General features: G+C 47.8%; 25 protein-coding genes and 3 pseudogenes. 15 read left to right on the top strand and 13 right to left on the bottom strand.

Annotated features, from left to right (window positions below; translation table 11 throughout):
* Positions 1-141: 141 nt before the first annotated feature.
* Complete coding sequence (locus C510_RS0115095) at positions 142-903, top strand: HAD-IIB family hydrolase (RefSeq protein ID WP_018712110.1); 762 nt, start codon at positions 142-144, stop codon at positions 901-903.
* A gap of 87 nt (positions 904-990) precedes the next feature.
* Here the strand turns inward: C510_RS0115095 and mobV are convergent, their stop codons facing one another.
* On the bottom strand, positions 991-2,361 hold the full coding sequence (gene mobV / locus C510_RS0115090; RefSeq protein ID WP_018712109.1) for a MobV family relaxase: 1,371 nt from the start codon (positions 2,359-2,361) through the stop codon (positions 991-993).
* Positions 2,362-2,965: 604 nt separating this feature from the next.
* Here mobV and C510_RS17555 point away from each other — a divergent pair.
* Positions 2,966-3,184, top strand: a pseudogene (locus tag C510_RS17555) (conjugal transfer protein TraG); the annotation flags it as partial.
* Positions 3,185-3,276: 92 nt separating this feature from the next.
* On the opposite strand, the gene C510_RS0115080 reads toward C510_RS17555, so the two are convergent.
* From C510_RS0115080 to C510_RS0115070, 3 genes and pseudogenes are all read right to left on the bottom strand, one after another.
* Entirely contained in the window at positions 3,277-3,918 is a 642-nt protein-coding gene (locus tag C510_RS0115080) for an NYN domain-containing protein (protein WP_018712107.1), read from the bottom strand.
* A gap of 183 nt (positions 3,919-4,101) precedes the next feature.
* Positions 4,102-4,227 (bottom strand): annotated as a pseudogene (locus C510_RS17255) (RteC domain-containing protein); the annotation flags it as partial.
* Positions 4,228-4,251: 24 nt separating this feature from the next.
* Entirely contained in the window at positions 4,252-4,623 is a 372-nt protein-coding gene (locus C510_RS0115070) for a hypothetical protein (protein WP_018712106.1), read from the bottom strand.
* A gap of 269 nt (positions 4,624-4,892) precedes the next feature.
* Here C510_RS0115070 and C510_RS0115065 point away from each other — a divergent pair, with 269 nt between their 5' ends.
* Positions 4,893-6,155 carry a site-specific integrase gene (locus tag C510_RS0115065; RefSeq protein WP_026320250.1) on the top strand — a complete coding sequence of 421 codons (1,263 nt, stop codon included), beginning with the start codon at positions 4,893-4,895 and terminating at the stop codon, positions 6,153-6,155.
* A gap of 2 nt (positions 6,156-6,157) precedes the next feature.
* Positions 6,158-6,535, top strand: coding sequence for a virulence RhuM family protein (locus C510_RS0115060; protein WP_025892670.1), 378 nt, complete (start codon positions 6,158-6,160; stop codon positions 6,533-6,535).
* A gap of 73 nt (positions 6,536-6,608) precedes the next feature.
* Here the strand turns inward: C510_RS0115060 and C510_RS0115055 are convergent, their stop codons facing one another.
* The 5 genes from C510_RS0115055 to C510_RS16715 all read right to left on the bottom strand — a co-directional run bounded on the left by C510_RS0115055 (position 6,609) and on the right by C510_RS16715 (position 9,755).
* Positions 6,609-6,902, bottom strand: coding sequence for a helix-turn-helix domain-containing protein (locus tag C510_RS0115055; protein ID WP_018712103.1), 294 nt, complete (start codon positions 6,900-6,902; stop codon positions 6,609-6,611).
* Between the two features lie 29 nt (positions 6,903-6,931).
* The gene (locus tag C510_RS0115050) at positions 6,932-7,228 is read right to left on the bottom strand and encodes a helix-turn-helix domain-containing protein (protein WP_018712102.1); all 297 of its coding nucleotides are present in this window, start codon (positions 7,226-7,228) and stop codon (positions 6,932-6,934) included.
* Positions 7,229-7,340: 112 nt separating this feature from the next.
* Positions 7,341-8,171 carry a Fic family protein gene (locus C510_RS0115045; protein ID WP_018712101.1) on the bottom strand — a complete coding sequence of 277 codons (831 nt, stop codon included), beginning with the start codon at positions 8,169-8,171 and terminating at the stop codon, positions 7,341-7,343.
* Positions 8,168-8,851, bottom strand: a complete 684-nt coding sequence (locus C510_RS0115040) for a hypothetical protein (RefSeq protein ID WP_018712100.1) — start codon at positions 8,849-8,851, stop codon at positions 8,168-8,170. The genes C510_RS0115045 and C510_RS0115040 overlap by 4 nt, the downstream gene beginning before the upstream one ends.
* Position 8,852: 1 nt before the next feature.
* Positions 8,853-9,755: an SIR2 family NAD-dependent protein deacylase gene (locus C510_RS16715; protein ID WP_018712099.1), complete on the bottom strand. Its 903-nt coding sequence runs from the start codon at positions 9,753-9,755 to the stop codon at positions 8,853-8,855.
* 167 nt (positions 9,756-9,922) lie between these two features.
* On the opposite strand from C510_RS16715, the gene C510_RS0115030 reads away from it, so the two are divergent.
* The 3 genes from C510_RS0115030 to C510_RS0115020 all read left to right on the top strand — a co-directional run bounded on the left by C510_RS0115030 (position 9,923) and on the right by C510_RS0115020 (position 11,143).
* Positions 9,923-10,237 (top strand): nucleotidyltransferase domain-containing protein, encoded by a 315-nt coding sequence (locus tag C510_RS0115030; protein WP_018712098.1) that lies wholly within the window; start codon positions 9,923-9,925, stop codon positions 10,235-10,237.
* Positions 10,218-10,463, top strand: coding sequence for a HEPN domain-containing protein (locus C510_RS0115025; protein ID WP_081621857.1), 246 nt, complete (start codon positions 10,218-10,220; stop codon positions 10,461-10,463). The genes C510_RS0115030 and C510_RS0115025 overlap by 20 nt, the downstream gene beginning before the upstream one ends.
* A 146-nt stretch (positions 10,464-10,609) precedes the next feature.
* Positions 10,610-11,143, top strand: coding sequence for a helix-hairpin-helix domain-containing protein (locus C510_RS0115020; protein ID WP_018712096.1), 534 nt, complete (start codon positions 10,610-10,612; stop codon positions 11,141-11,143).
* A 356-nt stretch (positions 11,144-11,499) separates the two neighbouring features.
* On the opposite strand, the gene C510_RS0115015 is transcribed toward C510_RS0115020, so the two are convergent.
* Positions 11,500-12,399: a helix-turn-helix domain-containing protein gene (locus tag C510_RS0115015; RefSeq protein ID WP_018712095.1), complete on the bottom strand. Its 900-nt coding sequence runs from the start codon at positions 12,397-12,399 to the stop codon at positions 11,500-11,502.
* A 136-nt stretch (positions 12,400-12,535) separates the two neighbouring features.
* Between C510_RS0115015 and C510_RS0115010 the strand changes: the two genes are divergently transcribed.
* Positions 12,536-13,312: an MBL fold metallo-hydrolase gene (locus tag C510_RS0115010; RefSeq protein WP_018712094.1), complete on the top strand. Its 777-nt coding sequence runs from the start codon at positions 12,536-12,538 to the stop codon at positions 13,310-13,312.
* A gap of 3 nt (positions 13,313-13,315) precedes the next feature.
* Positions 13,316-14,185, top strand: a complete 870-nt coding sequence (locus tag C510_RS0115005; protein ID WP_018712093.1) for a radical SAM mobile pair protein B — start codon at positions 13,316-13,318, stop codon at positions 14,183-14,185.
* Between the two features lie 14 nt (positions 14,186-14,199).
* Here C510_RS0115005 and C510_RS17635 read toward each other — a convergent pair whose 3' ends face one another.
* Positions 14,200-15,114 carry a helix-turn-helix domain-containing protein gene (locus C510_RS17635; protein WP_018712092.1) on the bottom strand — a complete coding sequence of 305 codons (915 nt, stop codon included), beginning with the start codon at positions 15,112-15,114 and terminating at the stop codon, positions 14,200-14,202.
* A 66-nt stretch (positions 15,115-15,180) separates the two neighbouring features.
* Between C510_RS17635 and C510_RS16710 the strand changes: the two genes are divergently transcribed.
* Complete coding sequence (locus C510_RS16710) at positions 15,181-15,540, top strand: HAD hydrolase family protein (RefSeq protein ID WP_025892675.1); 360 nt, start codon at positions 15,181-15,183, stop codon at positions 15,538-15,540.
* 316 nt (positions 15,541-15,856) lie between these two features.
* On the opposite strand, the gene C510_RS0114990 is transcribed toward C510_RS16710, so the two are convergent.
* Positions 15,857-16,321 (bottom strand): HU family DNA-binding protein, encoded by a 465-nt coding sequence (locus C510_RS0114990; RefSeq protein ID WP_018712090.1) that lies wholly within the window; start codon positions 16,319-16,321, stop codon positions 15,857-15,859.
* Between the two features lie 517 nt (positions 16,322-16,838).
* Here C510_RS0114990 and C510_RS16705 point away from each other — a divergent pair.
* Together C510_RS16705 and C510_RS0114975 are read left to right on the top strand one after the other, a co-directional pair.
* Complete coding sequence (locus tag C510_RS16705; RefSeq protein ID WP_018712088.1) at positions 16,839-17,633, top strand: sigma 54-interacting transcriptional regulator; 795 nt, start codon at positions 16,839-16,841, stop codon at positions 17,631-17,633.
* A gap of 87 nt (positions 17,634-17,720) precedes the next feature.
* The gene (locus C510_RS0114975; protein ID WP_154651996.1) at positions 17,721-17,939 is read left to right on the top strand and encodes a hypothetical protein; all 219 of its coding nucleotides are present in this window, start codon (positions 17,721-17,723) and stop codon (positions 17,937-17,939) included.
* A 782-nt stretch (positions 17,940-18,721) separates the two neighbouring features.
* Here C510_RS0114975 and C510_RS0114965 read toward each other — a convergent pair.
* Positions 18,722-19,783, bottom strand: a pseudogene (locus tag C510_RS0114965) (site-specific integrase); the annotation flags it as partial.
* A 307-nt stretch (positions 19,784-20,090) separates the two neighbouring features.
* On the opposite strand from C510_RS0114965, the gene C510_RS0114960 reads away from it, so the two are divergent.
* From C510_RS0114960 to C510_RS0114950, 3 genes are all read left to right on the top strand, one after another.
* Positions 20,091-21,035, top strand: coding sequence for a tetratricopeptide repeat protein (locus tag C510_RS0114960; protein WP_018712085.1), 945 nt, complete (start codon positions 20,091-20,093; stop codon positions 21,033-21,035).
* Between the two features lie 257 nt (positions 21,036-21,292).
* Positions 21,293-22,135, top strand: coding sequence for a prephenate dehydratase (locus C510_RS0114955; protein ID WP_018712084.1), 843 nt, complete (start codon positions 21,293-21,295; stop codon positions 22,133-22,135).
* Positions 22,110-23,294 (top strand): pyridoxal phosphate-dependent aminotransferase, encoded by a 1,185-nt coding sequence (locus C510_RS0114950; protein ID WP_018712083.1) that lies wholly within the window; start codon positions 22,110-22,112, stop codon positions 23,292-23,294. The genes C510_RS0114955 and C510_RS0114950 overlap by 26 nt, the downstream gene beginning before the upstream one ends.
* Positions 23,295-23,311: the final 17 nt, after the last annotated feature.

Raw genomic sequence — 23,311 nt, 5'->3', positions numbered from 1 at the left:
GACTTTGCTTTGTATCCTTATGCTGTTCATAATGGTTGATATGCTGTTTATTGCCTTGCTAGAGTCATTCTTTGCAAAAAACTCTTGGAGTTCACCGATAATATATCTATTTTTGTTCATGGCTAAAGGGTGCTATATCGTTTGTTTGGCGACATTAATATAGTGATAATCATCGAATTATCAAACTCTTTAGCCTTTTTTATTACATTATTTGAGTACTTGCGAAACTTGAATAAAATTATAATAGCTACTGGACGTGCTTCAAAGAATATTCAAGAAATAGCAGAAGTCCCTTACGATGCTGTCATCACCCTGAATGGGTCAGAATGTGTATTAAGAGACGGAACAATTGTTTCACAAAAGCAAATTTCCAGTGCAGACTTCTTAAAAGCATTGGCTCTTTCCGAGAAGTTTCATTTTCCAATGGCTTTGGAATTGAATGAAGGAGTTTTCGTGAACCGCTTGAATTCGACCGTAATAGATGCGGCAAAAATAGTAGAACATCCTGTTCCTAGTATCGTTGATTTAAAAGGATATTTTGAAAAGCATACATGTTGCCAGTTCTGCTTTTATCTGGATGCAGATACCGAAAAAGTTGTTATGTCCCAATTACCCAATCTTTCCGCTTCAAGGTGGCATCCTTATTTTGCTGACATAAATGTTAAAGGGGTGAATAAAGCAACAGGCATGGAAGATTTTGCCGCATATTTCGACTTGGATTTGTCCCAATCTTTAGCGTTTGGGGATGGAGGGAATGATATTCCTATGCTTCGTAGGGCCGGAATAGGTATTGCCATGGGAAACGCTTCAATGGCAGTAAAATCTGTTGCAAAGTATGTTACCGGAGCAGTGGATGATAATGGAATAGAAAAGGCTTTGAGGAATTTAAATATTTTAAGATAAAGATTCTATATGAATGATTAACGGGAGGGCAGCAAGCGGTTTTGGTCTGCCCAAAACACAAACTTGCTATCCTCCCGTTGGCATTGTTTATAATCCCATGCCCTTGCCTTTCCTGAGCGGCTCAACCGTCCTTTTAACGGATGAAAACAGCCTGCCAAACTGCTCTTTGAACCATTCGCCAATCAGTTGCCCGTTGATGGAAAGTGCAAGTTTAGACTTGTCTTTCGGGTCTTTCACCACTTGGAAACCAGCCCTTTCGGTCGTGAACTTCCGCTTGTGTTCCTCCGAATAGAGTTCGCCTTCATAGAACAACGGCTTGCCGCTGATGAGCGTGGCGGTCTGCCGTTCGTTGAAGCCGACTTTAAGGCAGAACTTCTCCATGTACACCAATTCTTGGAATAGCGGAAACCATTTCTTGGCTTTTTGGATGATGGATTTCAGGAATGACACTTCTTCTTGGTGTGCCGTTTCTTTATCTGCCATCTCCCTGCGGTGCTTGACTTGCAATTCCATAAGTTGGCGGTTATGTTCCTCTTGCTGCCGCTGCATCTGCTGTTGCAACAACTTGATGCTCTCATCACGGGCGGCGACCTCGCCTTGCAGGGTGCGGTTGTTGGCTTCCAGCTCTTTCAATTTACCACCGCCCAAAAGAGAACCGACCTTTGCCACGAATGCGACTTTCACTTCCGTCTTGGTTGCTTCCAGTTTCTCCGATTTGACCTCCTGCCTTACCTCGTCAAGTTGTTGCTCTGCCTGTTGCCGCTCTGTCTGTAACTGCCGCATGTTGGCTTCAAGTTCACCCGTCTGCCGTTTCAAATCACGGTAGTATTGGGCGGTTGTTGTATGGCGTGCTTCCGAGCCACGCACACCACGTTGCAAGCCATATTTCTCCATTGCTTTTGCATAACTGTCGTGATACGTTACCAGTTTCTCACGTGTCAATACATCATCAGCACACAGGCGCACGGTATTGGCTTTCTTGCGGTACGAGCGTTTACCATCCGCCTGCTTCTTATTGGCTTTCCTGCGCTCTCCTGTTACTATCGGTACGACCGTGGCATGAATGTGCGGTGTGTGCTCATCCATGTGCAGGACTGCCGAAACTGTATTTTCCTTGCCGAAGGTATGGTGCAGCCATTGCAGGTTGTCATCACACCATTCATCAAGTCTGCCCTCGTCCTGTATTTTCATCATATCCTCGTGCGTACCCGAAAGCACGATTCTAATTGCCCGCACTTGGTCAGGGGTTATCTTACGTTTGATGCCTGCCGTACGGATACGGTGGCTTATCGCTTCGGTACGGTCGGACACTCCATCAGGGAACTCCACCAGTTCACGGTTGAGATGTGTACGTGTAGGGTCTGCGTTCTTGGGTATGGTCTTACGTTCTATGTGGTCGGATGCGCCCGTGTCAGCCGAGCCTTTCGCTTTGTTGATTTGAATGCTTATATATCCCATGCTTGTTTTTCGTTTTCAAGTTTGACAATTTGGTTTGTTGGTTTCCGTCAGCTGCGGTCATGCCTCATGGCAAACGGGGGTGTCCAGAGGGGTGTAACCCCGTTGGATCATTGGGGCATTTTTAGCGGTACCTGCACTGCGTAAAGAAAATGCCCTAATGAGCTATGGCTTTTCTGTTTCCAAAAGCCTGTGAGAGTACCTTCTTCATATAGCCTCCGTCAATGCGGGACTGGTTCACAATCTTGTAGAGAATTGTACCTACGCAAATGATTCCTTTTTTTCTTCATGTTCTTGATACAGGTTTTAGTGCTGCCTACATTCTGTCGGCAACGGGTTAAACATGGTTGCAAAGCTACGGAAGTGTCGGTAAAATCTTGATACGCAAATCTATGCGGAACGGCGCAAAATAGGTCATGCCAAAAGAAAATGCAGTATAAACGGGTGGCTCTTTCAGATAAAAGGAGATAAAAAAGCCCGAAGTCGGGGAATATGCACGTCTTCGGGGACTGGATGTTGCAGATAATTACAGATTGACTGACGCACTGATTTACGGATTTAATGACTTCATGTCGTCACTACGTCAGATTAAACCGTTAATCATCCAATTGTGGTCGATGCCGAGAAAGTGAAGCGTGAGGAACAGGCTTACCGGTCTATACCCGTCATCACGGACTTTACAGATGCCGGCGGCAACGACCGCATGAAGGAGATGAACTAGGATAACTACAACCGTATCCGTGCCGAGGTCCGGCAGATTGTCGCTGACGAGTTGCAGCGCATACAGTCCGACCCCGAACTGCAATACCTCTTGCAGAACAAATAGAAATATCATAGACGAAAAGAAAAATCCGTAATACGACTGGATATTCCAGACTGTATTACGGATTTTCCTTTTTTATAACGCGTATTTCTGATTCAGATTGACTGAAAAGCCTTCCATTTCTTAGGTATCTGTAAATCAAAGTTTGCCTTTCCAAGATGTACCACATCAGGTAAAAGACATTGCCTGAAACGAGTTTCATATTGTTTCATATGGATAGGCTTACCCATACCCATAGTAGCAAGATTACTGGAGTACTGGTAAGGAGGGAAATATACAAAAACCTTTTGACAAGCTTCTGTTGCAAGTTCGATAGCAGGTATCATGTCACTATCAGCTGATACTACAATGGATATATCACAATTCTTCTGATAGGCATCTGCTACAATCTGTGTGGCTATTCGTACATCAGTTTCCTTTTCCTCATGGGTATGAATAACATTTCCGCATTTGAAACAGGTTATAGATTTTTTCAGATACTTACCCAATATCAACTTGAATTTTGGATTTTCTCTATTGGCTTGAAAAAAGGCATTCTGGCGAAGACTTTGGTCTATATCATCAGGCTTTGCCGAAAAATACTTGACGGCAACAAGCTCCTGATTCGGGCGCATGAACATCTCGAACAACTTGACTATATCAAGCCAATAATATTTCTTCCATTTAGCATTGCTCTTCAGTCCGAAATAGAAATTGAATCCATCAATATAGACTATAACGCGTTGTTTTTGCTCCATATTCCAATTGTATATATAAAAAATAAGCCACCTTTTTAGGGGTGGCGAGCCTTAGTATTTTCCACCTAAGGGCGACATTGTATTGCAAAAGTACAATTTATATTTGATAATACAAATATAGTAGAAACTTTTTTTATTTTTTTCGTAATAAATCAAGGCGGACTTATCGCTTATTTTCTTGCTTCACCGCCTCTTCCGTTCCGCCTCCTCGTCCCGCATCATCCTGCGGTTCAGCCGTTCCGCCGCCCTGTCAAAGAAATACGTCCGGCTCTCGTTCTTCCGCCGCTTGATGTCCGCATAGGTATTGTAGTGGCTGAACATAAAAAGTTCACCCTAACATTCATACGGCATTCTGTTATTCATTGACACTAGCAGGACTTGTTTTTCTTTTCGTCGGCACAATCTTTCCAGCAGTGCATTGCGAACCGTTGCGGCACCTGACGTGTCAATGCGAAAAGCGAGTGCCACCACCATCGGCAAGGCATACATGTCCGCGTAATAGCCGTTGAGCAGCTTGATACGTTTTTCAGCTTCAAGAGGATTAAAATTTCCACACTTGTACACGGCACGAATGGCGGCACGGAGCGTCGGGGCGATTGCCCCGAACAGCTCCACCAGCTCCATTTCATTCATCCATATATTACCTGTATCGGATGGTATGGTAATTCTACCATAGCTATCCGTTGTGATTATTTCCCGTTTCATATCCCAGCTATTTTCACGTTTCCGAATGATTTGCTCAGTTTGTCGCCCAGCATCGTGAGGTCATTATCCAATTTCTGCACGGTTATCTGTAGGCTCGGCTGTCGGCGCCATGCCACCTTACGGTGGTAGGTTTCCGACAGCCGAGCCTACGTGTCACCACGAAGAAGCTCTTTGAGGACATGGACAAGTACATCGAGGCGACCAAAGACTTGAAACTTGTTTTGTAATCAAATTAAATTCAATTCAATAGCCCCCAAAATATCATAGCTATGCGCAGTACATTTTCCATATTACCGTATATTAACAGAAACAAGGTGAAAGCGGACGGTACGACCGCCGTCCTTTGCCGTATCACTGTTGACGGCAAGAGTTCCACGATGGCGACGGGCATTTATTGCCGTCCGGAGGATTGGAACAGCAAGACAGGAACCATCCGTACCGTCAGAGAGAACAACCGCCTGCAGGAGTTCCGCAAGTCCGTAGGGCTTGCCTACGATGAAATTTTGAAGAAACAGAACGTGGTGAGCGCCGAACTGCTCAAGAACACGTTGGCGAAAAGGGCGGTCATCCCCACCAAGCTGTTGCAGATGGGTGAAAGGGAACGCGAGCGGCTGCTTGCCCGTTCAAAGGAGATAAACTCCACGTCCACCTACCGCCATTCGGGGTATTACCAGAAATACCTGAAAGAATACCTCACTTCATTGGGCAAGGAGGACATCGAGTTCACCGACATCACGGAGGACTTCGGCAGTTCCTACAAGGCATTCATGAAGCGCAACAAGAATTTCAGCGCACAGCAAATCAACAAGTGCCTCTGTTGGCTGAGCAAGCTGGTGTACCTCGCAGTGGACTACGAGATACTCCGAGCCAACCCGTTGGAGGACATGGAATACGAGAAGAAGCCCACGCCGAAGCACAGGCACATCAGCCGTGCCGAACTGAAAGCCATCCTTGAAACCCCGATGCTCGACCCGTTGCAGGAGCTGGGGCGCAGGGCGTTCTTGTTTTCAACGTTCACGGGATTGGCGTATGTGGACACCATGCTGCTTCATCCGCACCACATCGGCAGGACTGCCGACGGCAGGCGTTACATCCGCATCAACCGCAAGAAGACCAACGTGGAGGCGTTCATCCCCCTGCACCCGATAGCCGAACAGATACTCGACCTCTACAACACCACGGACGACACCAAGCCCGTGTTCCCGCTTCCGAGTCGTGACGAAATGTGGTTCGAGATACACGAGCTGGGCGTTGCGATAGGACGTAAAGAAAACTTGTCCTACCACCAAAGTCGGCACTCCTTCGGAACGTTCTTAATTTCAGAGGGCATACCCATCGAGAGCATCGCCAAAATGATGGGGCATTCAGGCATAAGAACTACCCAACGGTACGCGGAAGTGACGGACAAGAAGATATCCAAGGACATGGACAACCTGATGGCGGTCAGAATGATGTACGGAACAGGCAAATGGTACAAAAGGCAAGGATTGCCAAAAGAAACAGACTTAAATAATGAGCAAATTGGGAAATGACTATGGAACGTGGAATTATCACAATCAACGAAAACGGTGCGGTCACTATTCCGACCGTTCCCGTATGGATGACGCAGCAGGAAATGTCCGATGCGTTCAATGTGTTCGGTTGCGACATCCGCAGGGCTATCCATACCATTTACAAGAACATGGAGTTGTTGGAAAGCGACACCATGCGCTACGTCAGGCAGGACAACGGGATAAGCTATGATGTGTACAGTCTTGAAATGGTGATTGCCGTTGCCTTTCGGCTGCGGACTAAGGAGTGCATGGCATTCAGGCGGTTTGTCATGGGGAAACTGTATGCCGCCAGTCGGAAAGAACCTCTATGTTTGTCCTTTTCGCCAGTGGCATATTCTAGGAAGGAGTATAGCTGTTGATACAAAGGATATACGACCAGACACGGTAAGGAATACGACCTGATGTCCTCTGGTCGTATTCCTTTTTATGATGCTATCTGAACGCTTCCCGGTAATTGGCGGCAAGCATCCGCTCGATGTCCGATTCCTTGTAGAGAATCTTGCCACCCAACTGGTAGTAGGCTATCATTCCGGTGTTGCGGTAGTCCTGCAAGGTGCGGCGGCTCACTTTCAGTCGTGCCGAAACCTCCCTGTCCGTCAGGAAGCGTTCACCGCCCAAAGTCGGACGGCTGTTTGCCACAAAGTTCTCAATGCCGTCCAGCAGACGGTCAAGCGTGTCGCCGAATTGGGCGACCAGCGCATGGCTCTTGGTAATCATTTCGCTCATAGCTACATTGGATTTAGTGGATATTTCTATTAGGTAGCCGGATTTTTTCGTCTGTTTTCTACGGGCTTGACGATGCGCATCACGTCCTCCGGCTTGTAAAACACCTTGTGGTTGATTTGCGAATAAGCCAACGTGCCGTTGTCGCACAACGTCTGTAAGGTTCGCGGACTGATGTTAAGCTGTCGGCAGACTTCTTGGTTGTCCATCCACGCATTCAATGACTTGCCTCCCTGCTTGGCGAGGATGGCATCCACCCGTTCCGTGAAACGGCAGAACTTCGCCGCCATTTCCTCGAACGCCTCTTTCTGAATAATTAAAACTTCCATTGTCGATACTTTTTAATGTTGATACTCGGTTTTGCCTGCAAAGTAAAGGGGTATTGCGCATCAAACAATGGGTTGGCAGTTTCGTGGAAGCATTTGGCAGCAATTGGCGTTTTTAGCAGGTGATTGAAGTCGCTGATTTAATCGCATTCAAATAAAAGCGCAGCCAATCATTGTACGTTCCCGTCTCATTGACATGCTGTATTCCCATATAATATCCAAGAATACTTTTCTTCAATACATTGGATAGTTGCAGAACCGGGCATTTGAGAACATGCTGCTCCATCAGGTACAATGTGTTGAGCAGCCGTCCAACTCTGCCATTCCCGTCAATGAAGGGATGTATCATTTCAAACTGATAGTGTATCAAAGCGGCTCGTACAAATACATTCTCTAAATCTTCATAATTGATGTAACGTTCAAGGTCGGAAAAGGCTTCAATCATATCATCATACACGGGCGGAACAAACATAGCGTCTTTCAGTCCGTTCCCTTTCCAACCAATCCAAACAGGAGATGTGCGGAACTCTCCCGGATATTTCTTTGCATACCTTTCACTATAGCACATCAGATAATGGGCGTTTTTCAACAGACGGGTGCTCAACGGCAATTCATCCATCGCTTCAATGGCGTAGGAAGTGGCTTTCAGCAGATTGTCCGTATCTTCTTCCAGCGCACTATCCGCATCCGGCATAAAACCAAAAGACAAAGGCTGTTCACCCAAAGCCAGTTTGCAGGAATTTTCCGCTTCCTGCCGCATCAATTGCTCAATCTGTTCCTCGGAAAGTTGTGAAGCGTCATCATTGAATTGCTGCATTGCGCTTTCCGTTTCCATTATCAGCTTATCCAATTCCTCCGTATGGATAACCTGTATTTCTGAAAGGGGCATCGGGACAAACGACTTGAAAGCCGCTTCTCCCGACAAATGTTTACGATAACTCCTCATACCAATTTCTCCTTCAATTCCCTAAGCGTGAGGGCAATATCCCCAGCCAGCCCAATGGATTGATGTGCTATCTCATCGGGAATATACAATTCCTGTGCGAGATTCAGCGTGATATATGTGGCTTGCGGTTCACGTGCCGCCAGTTGCATCAGCGGCAGCTTTATCAGACGGTTTCGGCTGCCTATGCCCAGTTCGAGAATGGCGAGCCGCTTGCCGTGATAACGATTGAGGAAAGCATTGGCTTCTTGACTCTTGTTTTGCATCGGGCGGTTATGCAGCATATCCTCGAAAGTGCCTTCCACCTCGAACACCTTTTCTGCCACGAAACCTGACAGTTCCAGATGTGTATCGGCATTGGATGTAAGAATGAAGTAGTCCTTATCGCCGGCTACGGCAAGCAGGTCTTTCATTACTTGCGAGGGACGGTAATTTGTTACCCAATGCTGTACCAAACGGTTCAGGAACTCCTGACGGTCTTTCTCGTTCGGGTAGGGATAAAAACATCCTTCAATGACACTGCGTATGCCGTATTTCTGTTGGATGTCGCCGAACTGGCGGCGGAACATCTCGTTATTGGCGAAAATGTGATAACCCTCGGCGATGGACAATCCGTTGCTTGCGCCGATGAGCAAGGCATCGGCATCCTTGATGGCTTGGGCGGCTCTCTGTATCTCTGTCATATCAATATACTCTTGACGGGTTAAACGCTTCTTTTGCATCAAATGCTTTCATTCCAGCCGTGGATTTGCCCAACAGTTGTTTCAGCGTAACGGCAATATCATCGCTAATGGCAAGGCTTTTCCTTGCAATCTCTTTCGGGATAATGGCGTGTTGGGGGTTGACGGTGGCATAGAAAGCATTCGGGAACTGGTAGGTCATATTCATAAACGGCTCCTTGATGAACATCGGGGTCATCATCCCCACACCGAGTTCAAGGAAAAGCACCTTGCGCCGCGAGTTGGCGCGGAGGAAATCGAGATACCGTTTCATCTCCCGTTGGTAATATTCGCCTTCAAGGAAGGTGTAACCACGCACCCACGGAGCCAACTCCTTGCCGCAATGCGGGCAGCGGGGTATGAGTTCATCGGGCAAGGCATCATCCATGATTTCCCGGACAAGCCGATAAACCTTTTCCTTATTGTCATATATCTCGTCGTGGCACGGACGGCTGCACTGCCAGTACCGCCAATCGCCTTGTATGCGCGTGATGCGCCCGGCAGGGAACACACGATAGAATTGCGCGTCCTGATTGGTCGTAGCAATATAGTAATCCTTCCCTTTGAGCAGTTCCGCCAAGTCTGTATAAGTCTCGCCTGTATAGCATTCATATATGTAGTGTATGACGCGCAGCATCAACGCCCATTGTTCGCCACGCGAGGGGCGGCGGTCATAGAACAGGTCGAACATATTGTGCCGGTCGTATTTCTCGGCCAGACCTCCTGCCATACGGCGGAACACATCGTCCTCCTGATAGTAGAACACGAAGCCCGATGCGGCAGACATTCCCGACGCTCCGCCCACCACGATGGCATCCGCCTCGTCTATCTTCTGCCTCAACAACTCAATCTTTTCTTTTGAAACCATATTGAAAATCTCCTTTGATTAGTCCGGTGCAAAAGTACAGGCATCGCAAGAAACAGCCGCTACCAATCCATAGCCGTATGCTACCATTTTGATAAAAGAAGAGATAGAAACCTTGCCCCGCTCCCCGATTTTCCTTATCTTTGCAATAAACATAAGAAAAGAAGAAGATGAAACGTCCACAAATTGTAAAACGGATACAGGAGGCATTGGCACAAGTGGCGCCCAACGCCCAAACCATCTTGTATGGAAGCGAAGCGCGAGGGGATGCCCGTCCCGACAGTGACATTGACTTGTTGGTCTTGGTGGATGGCAACAAACTCAGCATCCAAGAGGAAGACCGCATTATCGCCCCCCTTTATGACATAGAGATTGAGACCGGCGTACAGATTAACGCACGTGTCTTGCTGAAGAAAATGTGGGACAGCCTGCCTTTCCGCACGCCGTTCCACGTCAATGTAATGAATGAAGGAATTGTGTTATAATCCCGGCACTCACGCCGGAGTCAAACAGATGTTAGGGATGCACTTTGTAGCTACCGGACGTTTATCCCGGGAAATAGGGCGCACTTTTTCTTTGCTTTTCGAACGTAGGCATAGCAGTGATTACGATGATTTCGCTTATTCAAGCGAAGAAGAGATTGATGAACTGATGCCCAAAGCCGAAGCGTTTATTACCGCTGTTGGCGCATTATTGCAAAACAACTGTTGAAGGTTAGATATGACGCGACCCCGATTATCATAGCCGAGCGGCAGACGGGGAAATCATTACCTTATTCAAGTAGCAAGAGAATGATCCTTGCCCCCCGCTCCCCGATTTTCTTTATCTTCGCAAACATCAACAGAAAACATTGCAATATGAGCGAACTCCGAAAAATCCCCAACGTCGGCGAAACGACCGAACAAGACTTGATAGCGATGGGCTATACAACCATCGAATCCCTGAAAGGCAAGAGCGCAGACGAACTGTATGCCGAAGAATGCGCCTTGCGCGGATGCACCCTCGACCGTTGCCAACTTTACCTGTATCGTGCCGTCGAGTATTTTGTGAATACAGAAAATCCCGACCCGATGAAATGCCATTGGTGGCATTGGAAAGACGAATATGTCGAGGTGTCGCCTTGCGGGGCTATCTGCGTGGAGTGCGGTCTGTTTCCCTTGCAATGCGCCGGATGTCGGAAGATTAAAGGGAAAGTCTTTTGGCTGCAATATACGGGCGATGACTGCTGCCGTGTGTATGATTGCTGCGTGAACAAGAAGCATCAGCATAATTGCGGCAAGTGTACGGAGCTTCCTTGCTCCCGTTTCTTGAAAGACCCGACTATCTCTGATGAGGAAAACGCCGCCAATCTGAAAAAGATGTTAGACAATTTGAGCAAGACCGATAAATAGCTTGCCCACGTCAAAAAATCTTCCTATCTTACGGCAACGTTTAACCCGTCCCGCACGCCCTCCGGAAGCGAGCCTACCTAAGTACGGAACAGAGGTGGCCTAAGTTCCGGACTTAGGGTATCAAAGGTCCGACCTTTGGTAGGCTCATCCCGGATGTGATGTAAGCCTACGAAAATGATAATCCACACCGATTGGCGTTGTCGTCAGCGACGACAGTGGTTCTCCAAGTTCGCGAGGACTGTCGTCGCCGTATTTAGTGCTTATCCGTGCCGATTAATGGTTTCGTCACCCGTCGACGGTGCTTATCTTGACGGATTGATATTGTCGATGCAGTTTCCAACGCTTATTGGGACGGATTACTCGTAAATCCCCTTTTGGTAGTCCGTGATATATTGCGTAAACGTCTTTCCCGTCTGTTGCTTGAAGAAACGCATCAGATGGCTGGGGTCGGAAAAGTGGAACTCGTCCGCCAACTGGCTCACGTTGCGGTCGGAGAACAACAGCTCGTTTTTCAATTCCTCCAACAAGCGTTGTTTGAGCAGATGGGTGGCGGACACGCCGAACTGCGCCATTACAGAATTGTTCAGAGTAATACGGCTCACGCGGAGTATATCGGCATATTCCTGAACACGCTGCACGGTGTGGATATGCTTTTCGAGCAAGTCCTTGAACTGGAATGCATAATTGTTCTTCGGCACTTCGACCGGCAGACGGTAAGTTTTGGCGTATGCCCGGTTGATAACCACCAACAGATAGTAAAGCACAGATACGATAAGGTTGTAAGTGTCTGCCACAGGATGCAGCAGCTCCTGTTTTATCTTCCCCAAGAGGCGCATATATTCCGCCAGTTCTTCCGGCGCGGCAAACAGGTACGGTGGCGTGTCGGTCTGATAATAATACAGCAGGCGATAGACGAAGAACTTGTCGGCGATGAACGTGCGCATAAAGTCCTCGCGGAAGATAAGGAAAGTGTAGTCCAGTTCCGCTTCGTCCACGTGCCATTCCTGTTGCTGGTGCGGCGACAGGAGGAGCACCATATCGTCCCGTAATTCTATTTTGCGGAAGTTTAACAGCACATAGCCATTGGCGCGGCGAAAGAAATAGAAACTGAAAAAATCCGTCTTGAACGTCCGGTGCTCGGTCAAGACACCACAGATGTCCTTGCTCTCGCCTGTGTTGATGTAGAAGTCCACGCCGCAACGTGTCTTGCTGAACGGGACGCTGACCAGTCTTTCGGGGTTGGTTATCGTTTTCATCGCTCTTGTTTCTTTGCTTTCTGCAAATATACATCATTCTTTTATCAAAATGGCATATATTCCTCTTTTTAAGGCATAGAGGCATCAGGGGAATCTTCCGAACTTTGCACCCGACAAATCATAAAAGCGTAACATTATGAACGAGAAAGCTATTATCCGGTTGGTGCGCAGCGCCACCTTGAAAATCAATTATGCAGGACACACCATTCTTGTTGATCCCGTATTTGCCGACAAAGGAACCCTGCAATCCGCTCTCGGCGTGTACAAGAGTCCGAGAGTGCATCTGGTAATGCCCATCAGCGAAATCACCGAGGGCGTGGATATGGTACTGCTCACACACAACCACATTGACCATTATGAACCGAGCGTGAAACAACATCTGCCGAAAGACATTCCTTTCTACACCCAGCCGCAAGACAAGGATACCCTCGTGCAGGACGGTTTTACGAATGTGGAAGCAATTGAAAAGAGCAAGACAATAGGCGAACTGACCATCCACCGCACCACGGGCCATCACGGTTTCGGTCAGATAGGTCAGATGATGGGACCCGTGTCAGGCTATGTGTTGATGGCGGAGGGACTTCCGACCATTTATATAATGGGCGACTGCAAATGGGAACCGTGCATCCTTGAAACCGTGGAAAAATACCGTCCCGACTATATTGTAGTAAACAGCGGCGGTGCGGTGTTCCCCGAATTTTCCAAGACGGACGGCTGCATCATCCCCGACGAGCAGGAAGTGATGGCGATGCTCGACACGCTCCCCGCACACATCAAACTGATAGCCGTGCATATGGATGCCATTGACCATTGCCAGACCACGCGCGAAATCCTGCGTAACGAAGCCCGCCACCACGGGGCGGATATGAGCCGACTGATTATACCGGAAGACGGGGAGAGCCTTGAGTTGTAAACAATGGAAACAATCAAGGAAATAGACGTACAGAGCGTTATGACAAAATCTGCGCTGCCAGTCGGCGGATATTCGGTCAATCCTTACGTGGGCTGTCCTCACGCCTGCAAGTATTGCTACGCATCGTTTATGAAACGCTTCACCGGACATACAGAGGCGTGGGGCGAGTTTTTGGACGTGAAGAACTGGAAACCGATAGCCAATCCGCACAAATATGACGGTGAACGCATTGTAATAGGTTCTGTGACGGACGGTTACAACCCCAATGAGGAACAATTCCGCCGTACCCGCAGGCTGCTCGAAGAACTGCGTGGAAGCAACGCCGAGATTATGGTATGCACGAAGTCCGACCTCGTCCTGCGTGACCTCGACTTGTTGAAACGTTTTCCCAAGGTAACAGTGTCGTGGTCGGTCAATACGCTTGACGAGCAGTTCCGTGTTGATATGGACAACGCCGTGAGCATAGAACGCCGCCTGAAAGCGATGCGCCAAGTCTATGAGGCAGGCATCCGTACCGTGTGTTTCGTCTCGCCCATATTTCCGGGAATAACCGATGTGAAGGCGATTATCGAGGAAGTGAAAGGATATGCCGATTTGATATGGCTTGAAAACCTGAACCTGCGCGGGCAATTCAAAGGAGGGATAATGGCATATATCCGTGAGAAGCATCCCGAACTCTTCCCATTATATGAGGAAATATACAACAAGAAAAGGCTTGATTACTGGCAAGCATTGGAACAGGACATATCCCGGTATGCACAAACGCAAGGCTTTCCCTATCGGGTGAACGATTTGCCTTACGGACGCTCGGAAAAAGGAAAGCCTGTCATCGTGAACTATTTCTACCACGAAAAAATAAGGCTCAAGAAATAAGAGGCATACAGTCTTTAATCCTCACGGTTCATCTCCGCAAGAAACTCGCTGATGGTCTGCTCCGTCATCTGCTTGAAGAAGCGCATCAGGTGGTTCGGCTCGGAGAAGTGCAGGCGGAAAGCGATTTCCTTGACGGAGAGATTGGAGAAAAGCAGGTCGTTCTTCACCTCTTGCAGGAGGCGTTGCTTCAGCAGATGCACTGCCGAGAGGCCGAACTCGCGCATCACCGCCTTGTTGAGCGACACACGGCTGATGCCCATCATTTCGGCATAGTCCGCCACACGCGCCTTGTCGCAAATGTTCTTTTCCAAGAGCTGTTTGTACTGGTAGGCGTAGTTGTTCAGCGGCAGGGCAAACGGCAAGTTGAAACGATGAGCGTAAATGCGGTTTAGCAACAGAAGGAACTGATAGAGGTAGGCGACAATCAGGTGGTAACTGTCGGCTATCGGATTGCGCAATTCTTGCTTCATCTTCTGTAACAAGTCGAGCAACGGGTAGGCTTCTTCCTCCGGCATATCGAACCAAGTGGGATAATCGTGCTGGTAGCAATAAAGCAGACGGTACATGAAATACTTGTCCGAGAGGAAATTGTTCACAAACTCCTCCTGAAAGACAAGGAACGTATAGTCCAGTTTGTCCAACTCCACGTGCCATTCCTGCAACTGGAAAGGCGAAATGACGAGCCACATACCGGGATGCAGTGCAATCCGTTCGCCCGCCAAAAAGAGATGCCCCTCCGCCTTGCGGAAGAAATAGAACTCGAAGAAGTCAGTCCGATACCGCTTGTCCGTATCGAACCAGCCCCGCTTCTCCGTGCTTTCCGCCGTGTTCAGCAGGAAGTCCACGCCGCACGAGCTTTTGGAGTATTTCAGGAGAGAAATATGCTCCGCCGTGTTGTTGTATATGCCGTAAGTGTCTTTGCGATTCATCTTTATTTGTTTATGGCAACAAAGGTAAGATTCTTTTAGCGGACTACAAACGGATTACTTATCAAAATGGTAGACATTAAGCGATATTGGGTAGTGGCAGTGATTCCGGAAACAGAGGAAAAACAATTAATGCCGTTACTGTCGGGATGTGAGTCCAGCCGCTGGTATCCCGACTTTGCCGACATCACGGCAAGGAATGTAAACAAGGGGAACGGACTTTTGGCTATTGCAGCCCATCAAGGCATCAGGATTGAGGAAACGATGGCATTGGGCGATGGAGGCAACGACATTCCCATTGTTGAACGGGCTGGCATCGGTGTGGCTATGGGGAATGCAAACGATTCACTGAAAGCCATTGCAGACTATGTGACGGATCCGGTAGACGAGAACGGAGTTTACCATGCGTTGAAACATTGGGTATTTTAATCAGGAAGCATTGAAAGAATAAATATTTTTGATGTATGGAAATTATATATGGAATGTATGCCTCGAAAAATGCCTCGGACAAGGCTAATCCGTCCGGATTTGCGTCGTCGGAGGCTCGGATGAGGCTTGCGGAAAATTATAAGTGCTGACCGAGACCTCGGACGAAGCTTGCGGAAGATTTTTGGCGTTGTCCCCGGCGGGGACAGCGGTTGCAGAAAAATTCAAGCCCTGTCCCCGCTGAGGACAAGACCTGAAAAAGTTTTTTAGCATCGTCGCCCGGAACGACAGTGCTTACGGAAAAATTTTAGGCTTGTCGTCAGCCCAGCGGGTTCTCCGTCACCCCTTCATCGTCATTCCCGCCCGAAGACGAAGCGGACGAATCCAGTTTCAGCTCCTCCCAGAACGTGTTTTCGCTCACCAAAGACCGGGTGCTGACCTGACCGCCCACTGAGCGTGCCACTTCGGGAATAAAACGGACGCGCGTGCCGACGATTTGCTTTGCGCTGACTTCCTCTTCCGAATCCACGCCCTGACCGCTGGTGTTCGCCGTGTAGTAGAATGTCCCCACGCCGTCCAGCTTCACCGTGCGCCCGGAGTTCATAAACTCGCCCAATACTTTGCCGAGGTTTCCCAACATCGAGTAGCAATCGCCGGGGCTTAATGCGGACAAGTCCGCCAACCGGTTCGCCACTTCTTTCGTCTGAACGGGTTTGCCAATGGTCACGCTTTGCGGATACCATTTGCCATTGATTTTCTTTTGAATCTTGCGGTAATACGCCATACATGTTTTATTTTGTGTCCGATGGTCTCCGGAGAGGGGTTGGGATAAGTCCGGAACTCATCCTACATGAGTCCGGAACTGATGTGGCATAAGTCCCGGACTTATCCTGCCTCACTTCCGAGTGGTTCTACAGACAGGTTAATACTGACCGCAAGATAGGAAGATTTTGTCAAATTATCGTACTGATTCAAGAAGTTTTTGACGCAAATCTTTCAGATAAACGGATTGCTGCCTCCGAAGATATATTTTGACGAATGGTTTCAGATACCATTTCTTGGCGAAAACGGTTTCTGTGAATATGATTTCGGTTTGCCCATTCCTTTCGGAAAGTAAACCACACCAATGTCCCTTAATATTCTCATTCTCTAAATCAAACTCATACCGTTCAAAAGGTTGGAAGGCTGTAATAGTAAATAATGTGACATAGCCGGAGTGGGTATATTCCATAAACTGATGTTCAGACAATTTTTCAATTCGTGCGATGTCACTGCGCCAGTGATAATCATAGGAAGAAGTTATGATGTTCCAAATGGTGGCTGCATCGTGCGGCAATCGGGCTTTGAATGTCGATGTGGGCATAATTGATTGTTTTTCGGCGAAGATAGGGAAAATCGGGGAGCGGGGCAAGGGAATCGCCGAGAAGATACACGAGAAGCAAGGCCTCTGGGAGGAAGCCTCCGGAGGCACGTTGTTCCTTGACGAGATAGGCAACCTGCCACCGGAAGTGCAACAGATGCTGCTCCGCGCGTTGGAAGCCAAACGGTACAGGCCCACGGGCGGCAGCAAGGACAAGAAAGCTGATGTGCGTATCATCGCCGCCACCAACGAGGACTTGCAGACTGCCATCGCCGAAAAGCGTTTCTGGGCTGACCTCTACCAACGGTTGAAAGAATACACCCTGCACATACCTCCATTACGCGAGTGCAAGGAGGATATTATGCCATTGGCGGATTTCTTCCTGAAACTTGCCAACGAGGAATTTGAAAAGCAGGTGAAAGGCTTTGACGCGGAGGCAAGGAAACGGTTGCTCGCCTATACATGGGGCGGCAACGTGAGGGAACTGAAACGGGTTGTGCGCATGGCGGTGCTGCATACCGAAGGCGATACGGTCACGGCGGATGTGTTGGAGTTTGACGAAATGCCGTTGGCGGCTGACACTTCATTGGCGCTAAACGACATGGAGAAGAAACAAATCATCCATGCGCTGGAACAGACAAAAGGCAACCGTAAGTTGGCTGCGGCGTTGCTCGGTATCGGACGTACCACACTGTACAATAAGATAAGATTGTACGGCATAAAGTACAAGGAATAGACTAAGAACACCGCAAGGTTTGAACAGGTTGCCCGACTTCGGAGAGGCAACCCGGCGGCAAGGTCTTCGGGAGTAACCCGAAACGTTTTGAGTTACTCAAAACATACCTTGCTGCTGCCATTTTCGGCAGTAACCGAAAAGCCTTCGGGTAACCCGAAGGACACCTTGCTGATTTCTCGTGAAATCAAAAAATCCGCCAGCAAACGGATTGGAATTTGTGCTGTTATTCCAGTCCGAAAGCATCGTTTTCCGATGCCCAAAATTGTTCAAAAGAAGAACCGGGATAAGGCTGATGTGCAAGTCTGAGCTATATTTGAGAATGCAGGAAACGTAAACCGGATTTTCACTTTCCCGAAATGCAACCATAGCGTCAATTCGATGCCAATATGTGCCAATTACAGCCAAATTCGCCTTAGATACCAATAGGGAAATGCAATTTTAGGCAAATGTATCTTCGCTTGTTTGCAAACGCATCGAACCAATGGTCTGTAAAAACGATGATGGGCAGAAGCGAATATTCAGAAAATTTATTCTACACGGGTTTGCAGCAACATAGTTTCAATGATGCGCTGGTTTACTGTTTTGCTGTTGCACAGTCGTACTGGTTTACAACAGCAAAACTTCAAATAAAAGTATCAGCAATGGAGTGCGGATTTAGAGGGGTGGAGTTTGGATGATGTAAATCGGTGGCACAATGCGCCCACCTATCAATGTAGTAGTGAAGCAACAAAGGACTGTCACAATAAACTTATGGCGATTGGTATATTCCTATGTTTGGAGAAATGTACAATCATTTCTGCATCGGTTGTTCATAGGCTGGAAAAGACATTCTGTAATTCTATTATCCAAATGACAGTGATAAGCCGGAATATCCACCTCGAAATAAACAGATAGCTCAAATTTTATTGGGAAGTTCGATTTTCTCTATTTTTCAGGGGAATAACTTTGGTAATAAGGGATAAAAACACTACTTTTGCAAATGAGAAAAGCGTTCTTTTGATTAGTGCAGAACATTGCAGAATATAGAAGCCCGCTGGTTTCCAAGTCGTTACCTGTTAAGCTGACAACCTTTGTAAGTTTCTTGTTTTCAATGAGTAAGAAGAAATGATATGTCTTCTGACGTGGAAGCTGATTTTCTTGGTGATGCCGCATTCCTTTATCATCTTTCCCATACGCTTGCATATTGACCAATAGTTGAGATTGGGGAATACAAGATTGTTTTCCTGAAAAGCCTTGTAACGCTCGATTATCTGCAAGGGAATATCCAGCAGCTTTACCTGAAACGGTACACCCGTCTTGTGTCGTTTGGAAATAATCCATTTCTCACCGTTCACTTCCACAATCTGGTCATTGTTTAATTCCTTTATATCCACGAATGACAGGGCGGTAAAACTGGCGAAAACAAAAATATCACGGAGATAGGAGTTCTTAGGGTCTTTGAACTGAAATTCCATTAATGTTTTCAGCTCATTCTCCGTCAGATATTCACGCTCTTTTGTGTTCGGGCTTATATGGAACTGGGCAAACGGATTTCTCGGTATATGTCCGTTGAAATGCGCTCGCATCACCACACCTTTCAGCCACATGCAGTTTTCCCATATCGAACCGTTGTGCAGTCCGGCTTCGTTGGAAAGGAACACGGCGAACTCCTTGATGAAGTCGGGCGTAAGTTCAGGCATGGAGATGTCGTTCCGCTTGTAATGTGACCTGATGAATGCCGCCACATGGTTTCTTGCCCGTACCCTTGCCATATAGGTAGCCCTGACCCTGTCTTTTCCGACACGCTTCTTGAACACTTCATTTTCCTTATCGAAAGCACCGAGCAATGTTTCATACTCACCGCCCAATCCCTGATAGGCATTGCGTACCATTTCTGCCGTTACATACGCTTCACGGTCGGATATACGCTGGTAATGCTTGATGATTTGAGCCTTGATGTTGTCAAGCACAAGATTGGTTTCCCTCGCTTCCATACTCTTGCCCTTTGCCTTGTTCCCTTTGGCATCCCAAAGCTCTTTCGGGATAGTCCGTTTGCAGCTGAACTGTGCTACCGTTCCGTTGATTGTAACTCGTCCCATGATGGGGACAATTCCGTTCTTTTCCTTACTGCCGTTCACGTAGAACAGCACCTTGAATGTGCTTCTTGCCATACTCGTTTCTTTTTGGTTGCAAAACTATAAATCAACGAGTTACCTATTGATAAGCAAAGCTGCGCAGAACGCCGCAAAATGAAACAGGGACTGTTAAATCTGCACTTTCATCGGGTAATGATTAGGAAACCGTTCTTTTGCTTTAATCTGCTTTAAGACGGTTTTCAACTGTCTGCCCAACTTCTGCGTTTTTCTTCTAACTCCCTAATTATCAAATCCTGTTGCGTTAATCTGCTGCAATTCGGCGGATATTCCAGAGATTTTCCGTAAGTTTGTCGGCTGAAAAACAACATAACTACATCATATCATGGGTCTACTATCATCATTATTCGGCGGAAAATCATCCGAAGAGAAACAAACCGCCACACAAGAAGACAAGAACTTTGACACATTGAAATACGACGGCATCCGCGCCCGCAACATCCACCAGCTTCCCTATGCCATCAAATGTTTTGAAAACGCCATCCGGCTGAAAGAAGAACCGGAAACCATGATGCTGCTGGCCAATGCCTACCTGCAGACCGACGCGACAGACAACGCCCGCACCATTTTGGACCGCCTGGTAGAAATACAACCCGAACGCAGCGAAAACCAACTGGCACTGGCCCGCGTTTGTTACCTGCAAGCAGATTATAAAAGCATGGATACAGCCTGTCAGAACGCCATCAAGCTGGATGAAAACAATGCTACGGCCTATTACATGGCTGCACAAGCATTCCGCGGACTGCAGAATCCCATCCAGGCCATTGTCATGCTGACCAAAGCGACAGTCCTGAACGAAAACTACCTGGAAGCATACCTGCTTCGGGCAGAAGTACTTTGGGATATGCGACAAGCCAACGACTCGCTGGAAGACATCGAGCGTGTTCTGTCCATCCATCCGGAAAATGAAGACGCGTTACTGCTGAAAGGTAAAATCCAGGCTGCTTTGGGAGACAAGGATGCCGCCTTCAAGGCTTTCGACCAAGTACTGGAAAACAATCCCTTCAACGAAAATGCCTACCTGCTGAAAGGAGAGCTTGACATCGAACTGAAAGAGTTGGATGCTGCCATCGAGAACTATACAGAAGCCATTGAACTGATGCCGGAAAATGCCAGACTCTATCAGGAACGGGGAAGAGCCAGACTGCTGAAAGGAGACAAGGAAGGCTCGATAGAAGACATGAAGAAAGCCATCAGCCTGGACCCGGAAAAGGAAAACCTCATCAATGGAAATTTCCAGAATTTCGAAACACCAGCAAGCCCGATTTAAAAAATCCGAGAAAAAAAAGTTCATAAATCTCTTGTTTTTTAAAGAAAAGTATTACTTTTGCAGCGTAAACGATAACAAAATAACAAACAATGAAAACTTTTGCGACATACTTCTTTTTTTACTTCTTTTACTTTTACTTTAGCAATGAAGTGAAGCGGGAGTTCGCATGCGTATATTAAGAGAATAAAATAATAGAATAGAATATAAACGAATCCCGCTTCCGAGTGAAGACGGGATTTTTTTTTAGCTAAAAGCCAATGAAAAAGATAGCCATTCAAGGAGTACCGGGCTCATACCACGACATTGCCGCCCACAAGTACTTCAAGGACGAAGAAATCGAACTGATCTGCTGCAATACATTCGAAGATGTTTTCGAAAACATGCGTAAAGACAGTAATGTAATCGGCATGATTGCCATCGAGAATACCATCGCCGGCAGTCTGCTACACAACTACGAACTGCTGCGTGCCAGCGGCGCCACCATCATCGGAGAACACAAGCTCCGTATCAGCCACAGCATCATGTGTCTGCCCGATGAAGACTGGGACGACCTGACCGAAGTCAATTCACATCCGGTAGCACTGGCGCAATGCCGCGAATTTCTGCAGCACCATCCGGGACTGAAGGTGGTGGAAACCGAAGATACGGCAGGAAGTGCCGAAAACATCAGCCGAAACCAACTGAAAGGACATGCAGCCATCTGCTCGAAATACGCAGCCGAACTTTACGGCATGAAAATACTGCAGGAAGGCATCGAAACCAACAAACACAACTTCACCCGTTTCCTGGTGGTCTGCGACCCGTGGATGGCCGACGAACTGAAAGACCGCTCCAAAATCAACAAGGTCAATCTGGTTTTCTCGCTGCCCCATAACGAAGGAAGCCTCTCGCAAGTCTTGTCTATCTTTTCATTCTATAAGATAAACCTGACCAAGATACAGTCATTGCCGATTATCGGCCGTGAATGGGAATACCTGTTCTACGTGGACATCATGTTCAATGACTATTTGAGATACAAACAGGCCATCGACGCCGTTACCCCATTAACCAAAGCACTGAAAATTTTAGGAGAATATGCAGAAGGAGAATCAACATTATAACATACAGCCTGCCGACCGTCTGGCAAGCGTAAGCGAATACTATTTCAGCCGCAAGCTGAAAGAAGTGGCCCGCATGAATGCAGAAGGGAAAGATGTCATCAGTCTAGGTATCGGAAGTCCGGACATGCCGCCTTCTCCCGAAACCATCGAGGTATTGTGTGAAAATGCCCGGAAAGCCGATGCACACGGCTACCAGCCTACCGTAGGTATTCCGGAACTCCGCCGCGCCATGGCCGACTGGTACAAACGCTGGTACAACGTAGACCTGGACCCGGCAACCGAAATCCAACCGCTCATCGGTTCGAAGGAAGGTATCCTGCACGTGACACTGGCTCTGGTAAACCCGGGCGACCAGGTACTGGTTCCGAATCCCGGTTATCCCACCTACACCTCACTGAACCGGATTCTGGGCAGTGAAATCGTAACTTACGACCTGCAGGAAAACAATCATTGGCAACCCGATTTCGAACAACTGGAACAGATGGACCTGAGTAGGGTGAAAATCATGTGGACTAACTATCCGAACATGCCGACCGGTGCCAACGCTACCCTGGAACTGTACCAACGCCTGGTGGATTTCGCCCGCCGGCACAACATTGTCATCGTCAACGACAATCCGTACAGTTTCATCCTGAACAAGAAACCCATCAGCATCCTGAACATTCCGGGAGCCAAAGAATGCTGTATCGAATTCAACTCGATGAGCAAGAGCCACAACATGCCGGGATGGCGCGTCGGCCTCCTGGCTACCAACGCCACCTTTGTACAATGGATTCTGAAAATCAAGAGTAACATTGACTCCGGTACGTTCCGTCCGATGCAGCTGGCGGCCGCCCAAGCCTATCAGAACAGTGCGGAATGGCACGAAGAGGCCAACATTCAGGTGTATAGCCGCCGGCGGAAACTGGCTGAAGACATCATGACTACCCTGGGATGTACCTTCGATCCCGAACAGGTAGGTATGTTCCTTTGGGGAAAAATCCCCGACAGCTATGCCGATGTGGAAGAACTGACCGAAAAGGTACTTCAGGAAGCCCGCGTATTCATCACACCGGGATTCATCTTCGGCAGTAACGGCAAACGTTACATCCGTATCTCGCTTTGTGCCAAGGAAGACAGATTGGCCGAAGCCTTGGAAAGAATTAAAAATATCATGTAAAACTATAAATACCTTTC

Source organism: Phocaeicola barnesiae DSM 18169 = JCM 13652, assembly GCF_000374585.1.
In the GTDB taxonomy this organism is placed as follows: domain Bacteria; phylum Bacteroidota; class Bacteroidia; order Bacteroidales; family Bacteroidaceae; genus Phocaeicola; species Phocaeicola barnesiae.
The sequence above is the reverse complement of the archived record's forward strand: the minus strand, read 5'-3'. Positions and strand labels throughout refer to the sequence as shown.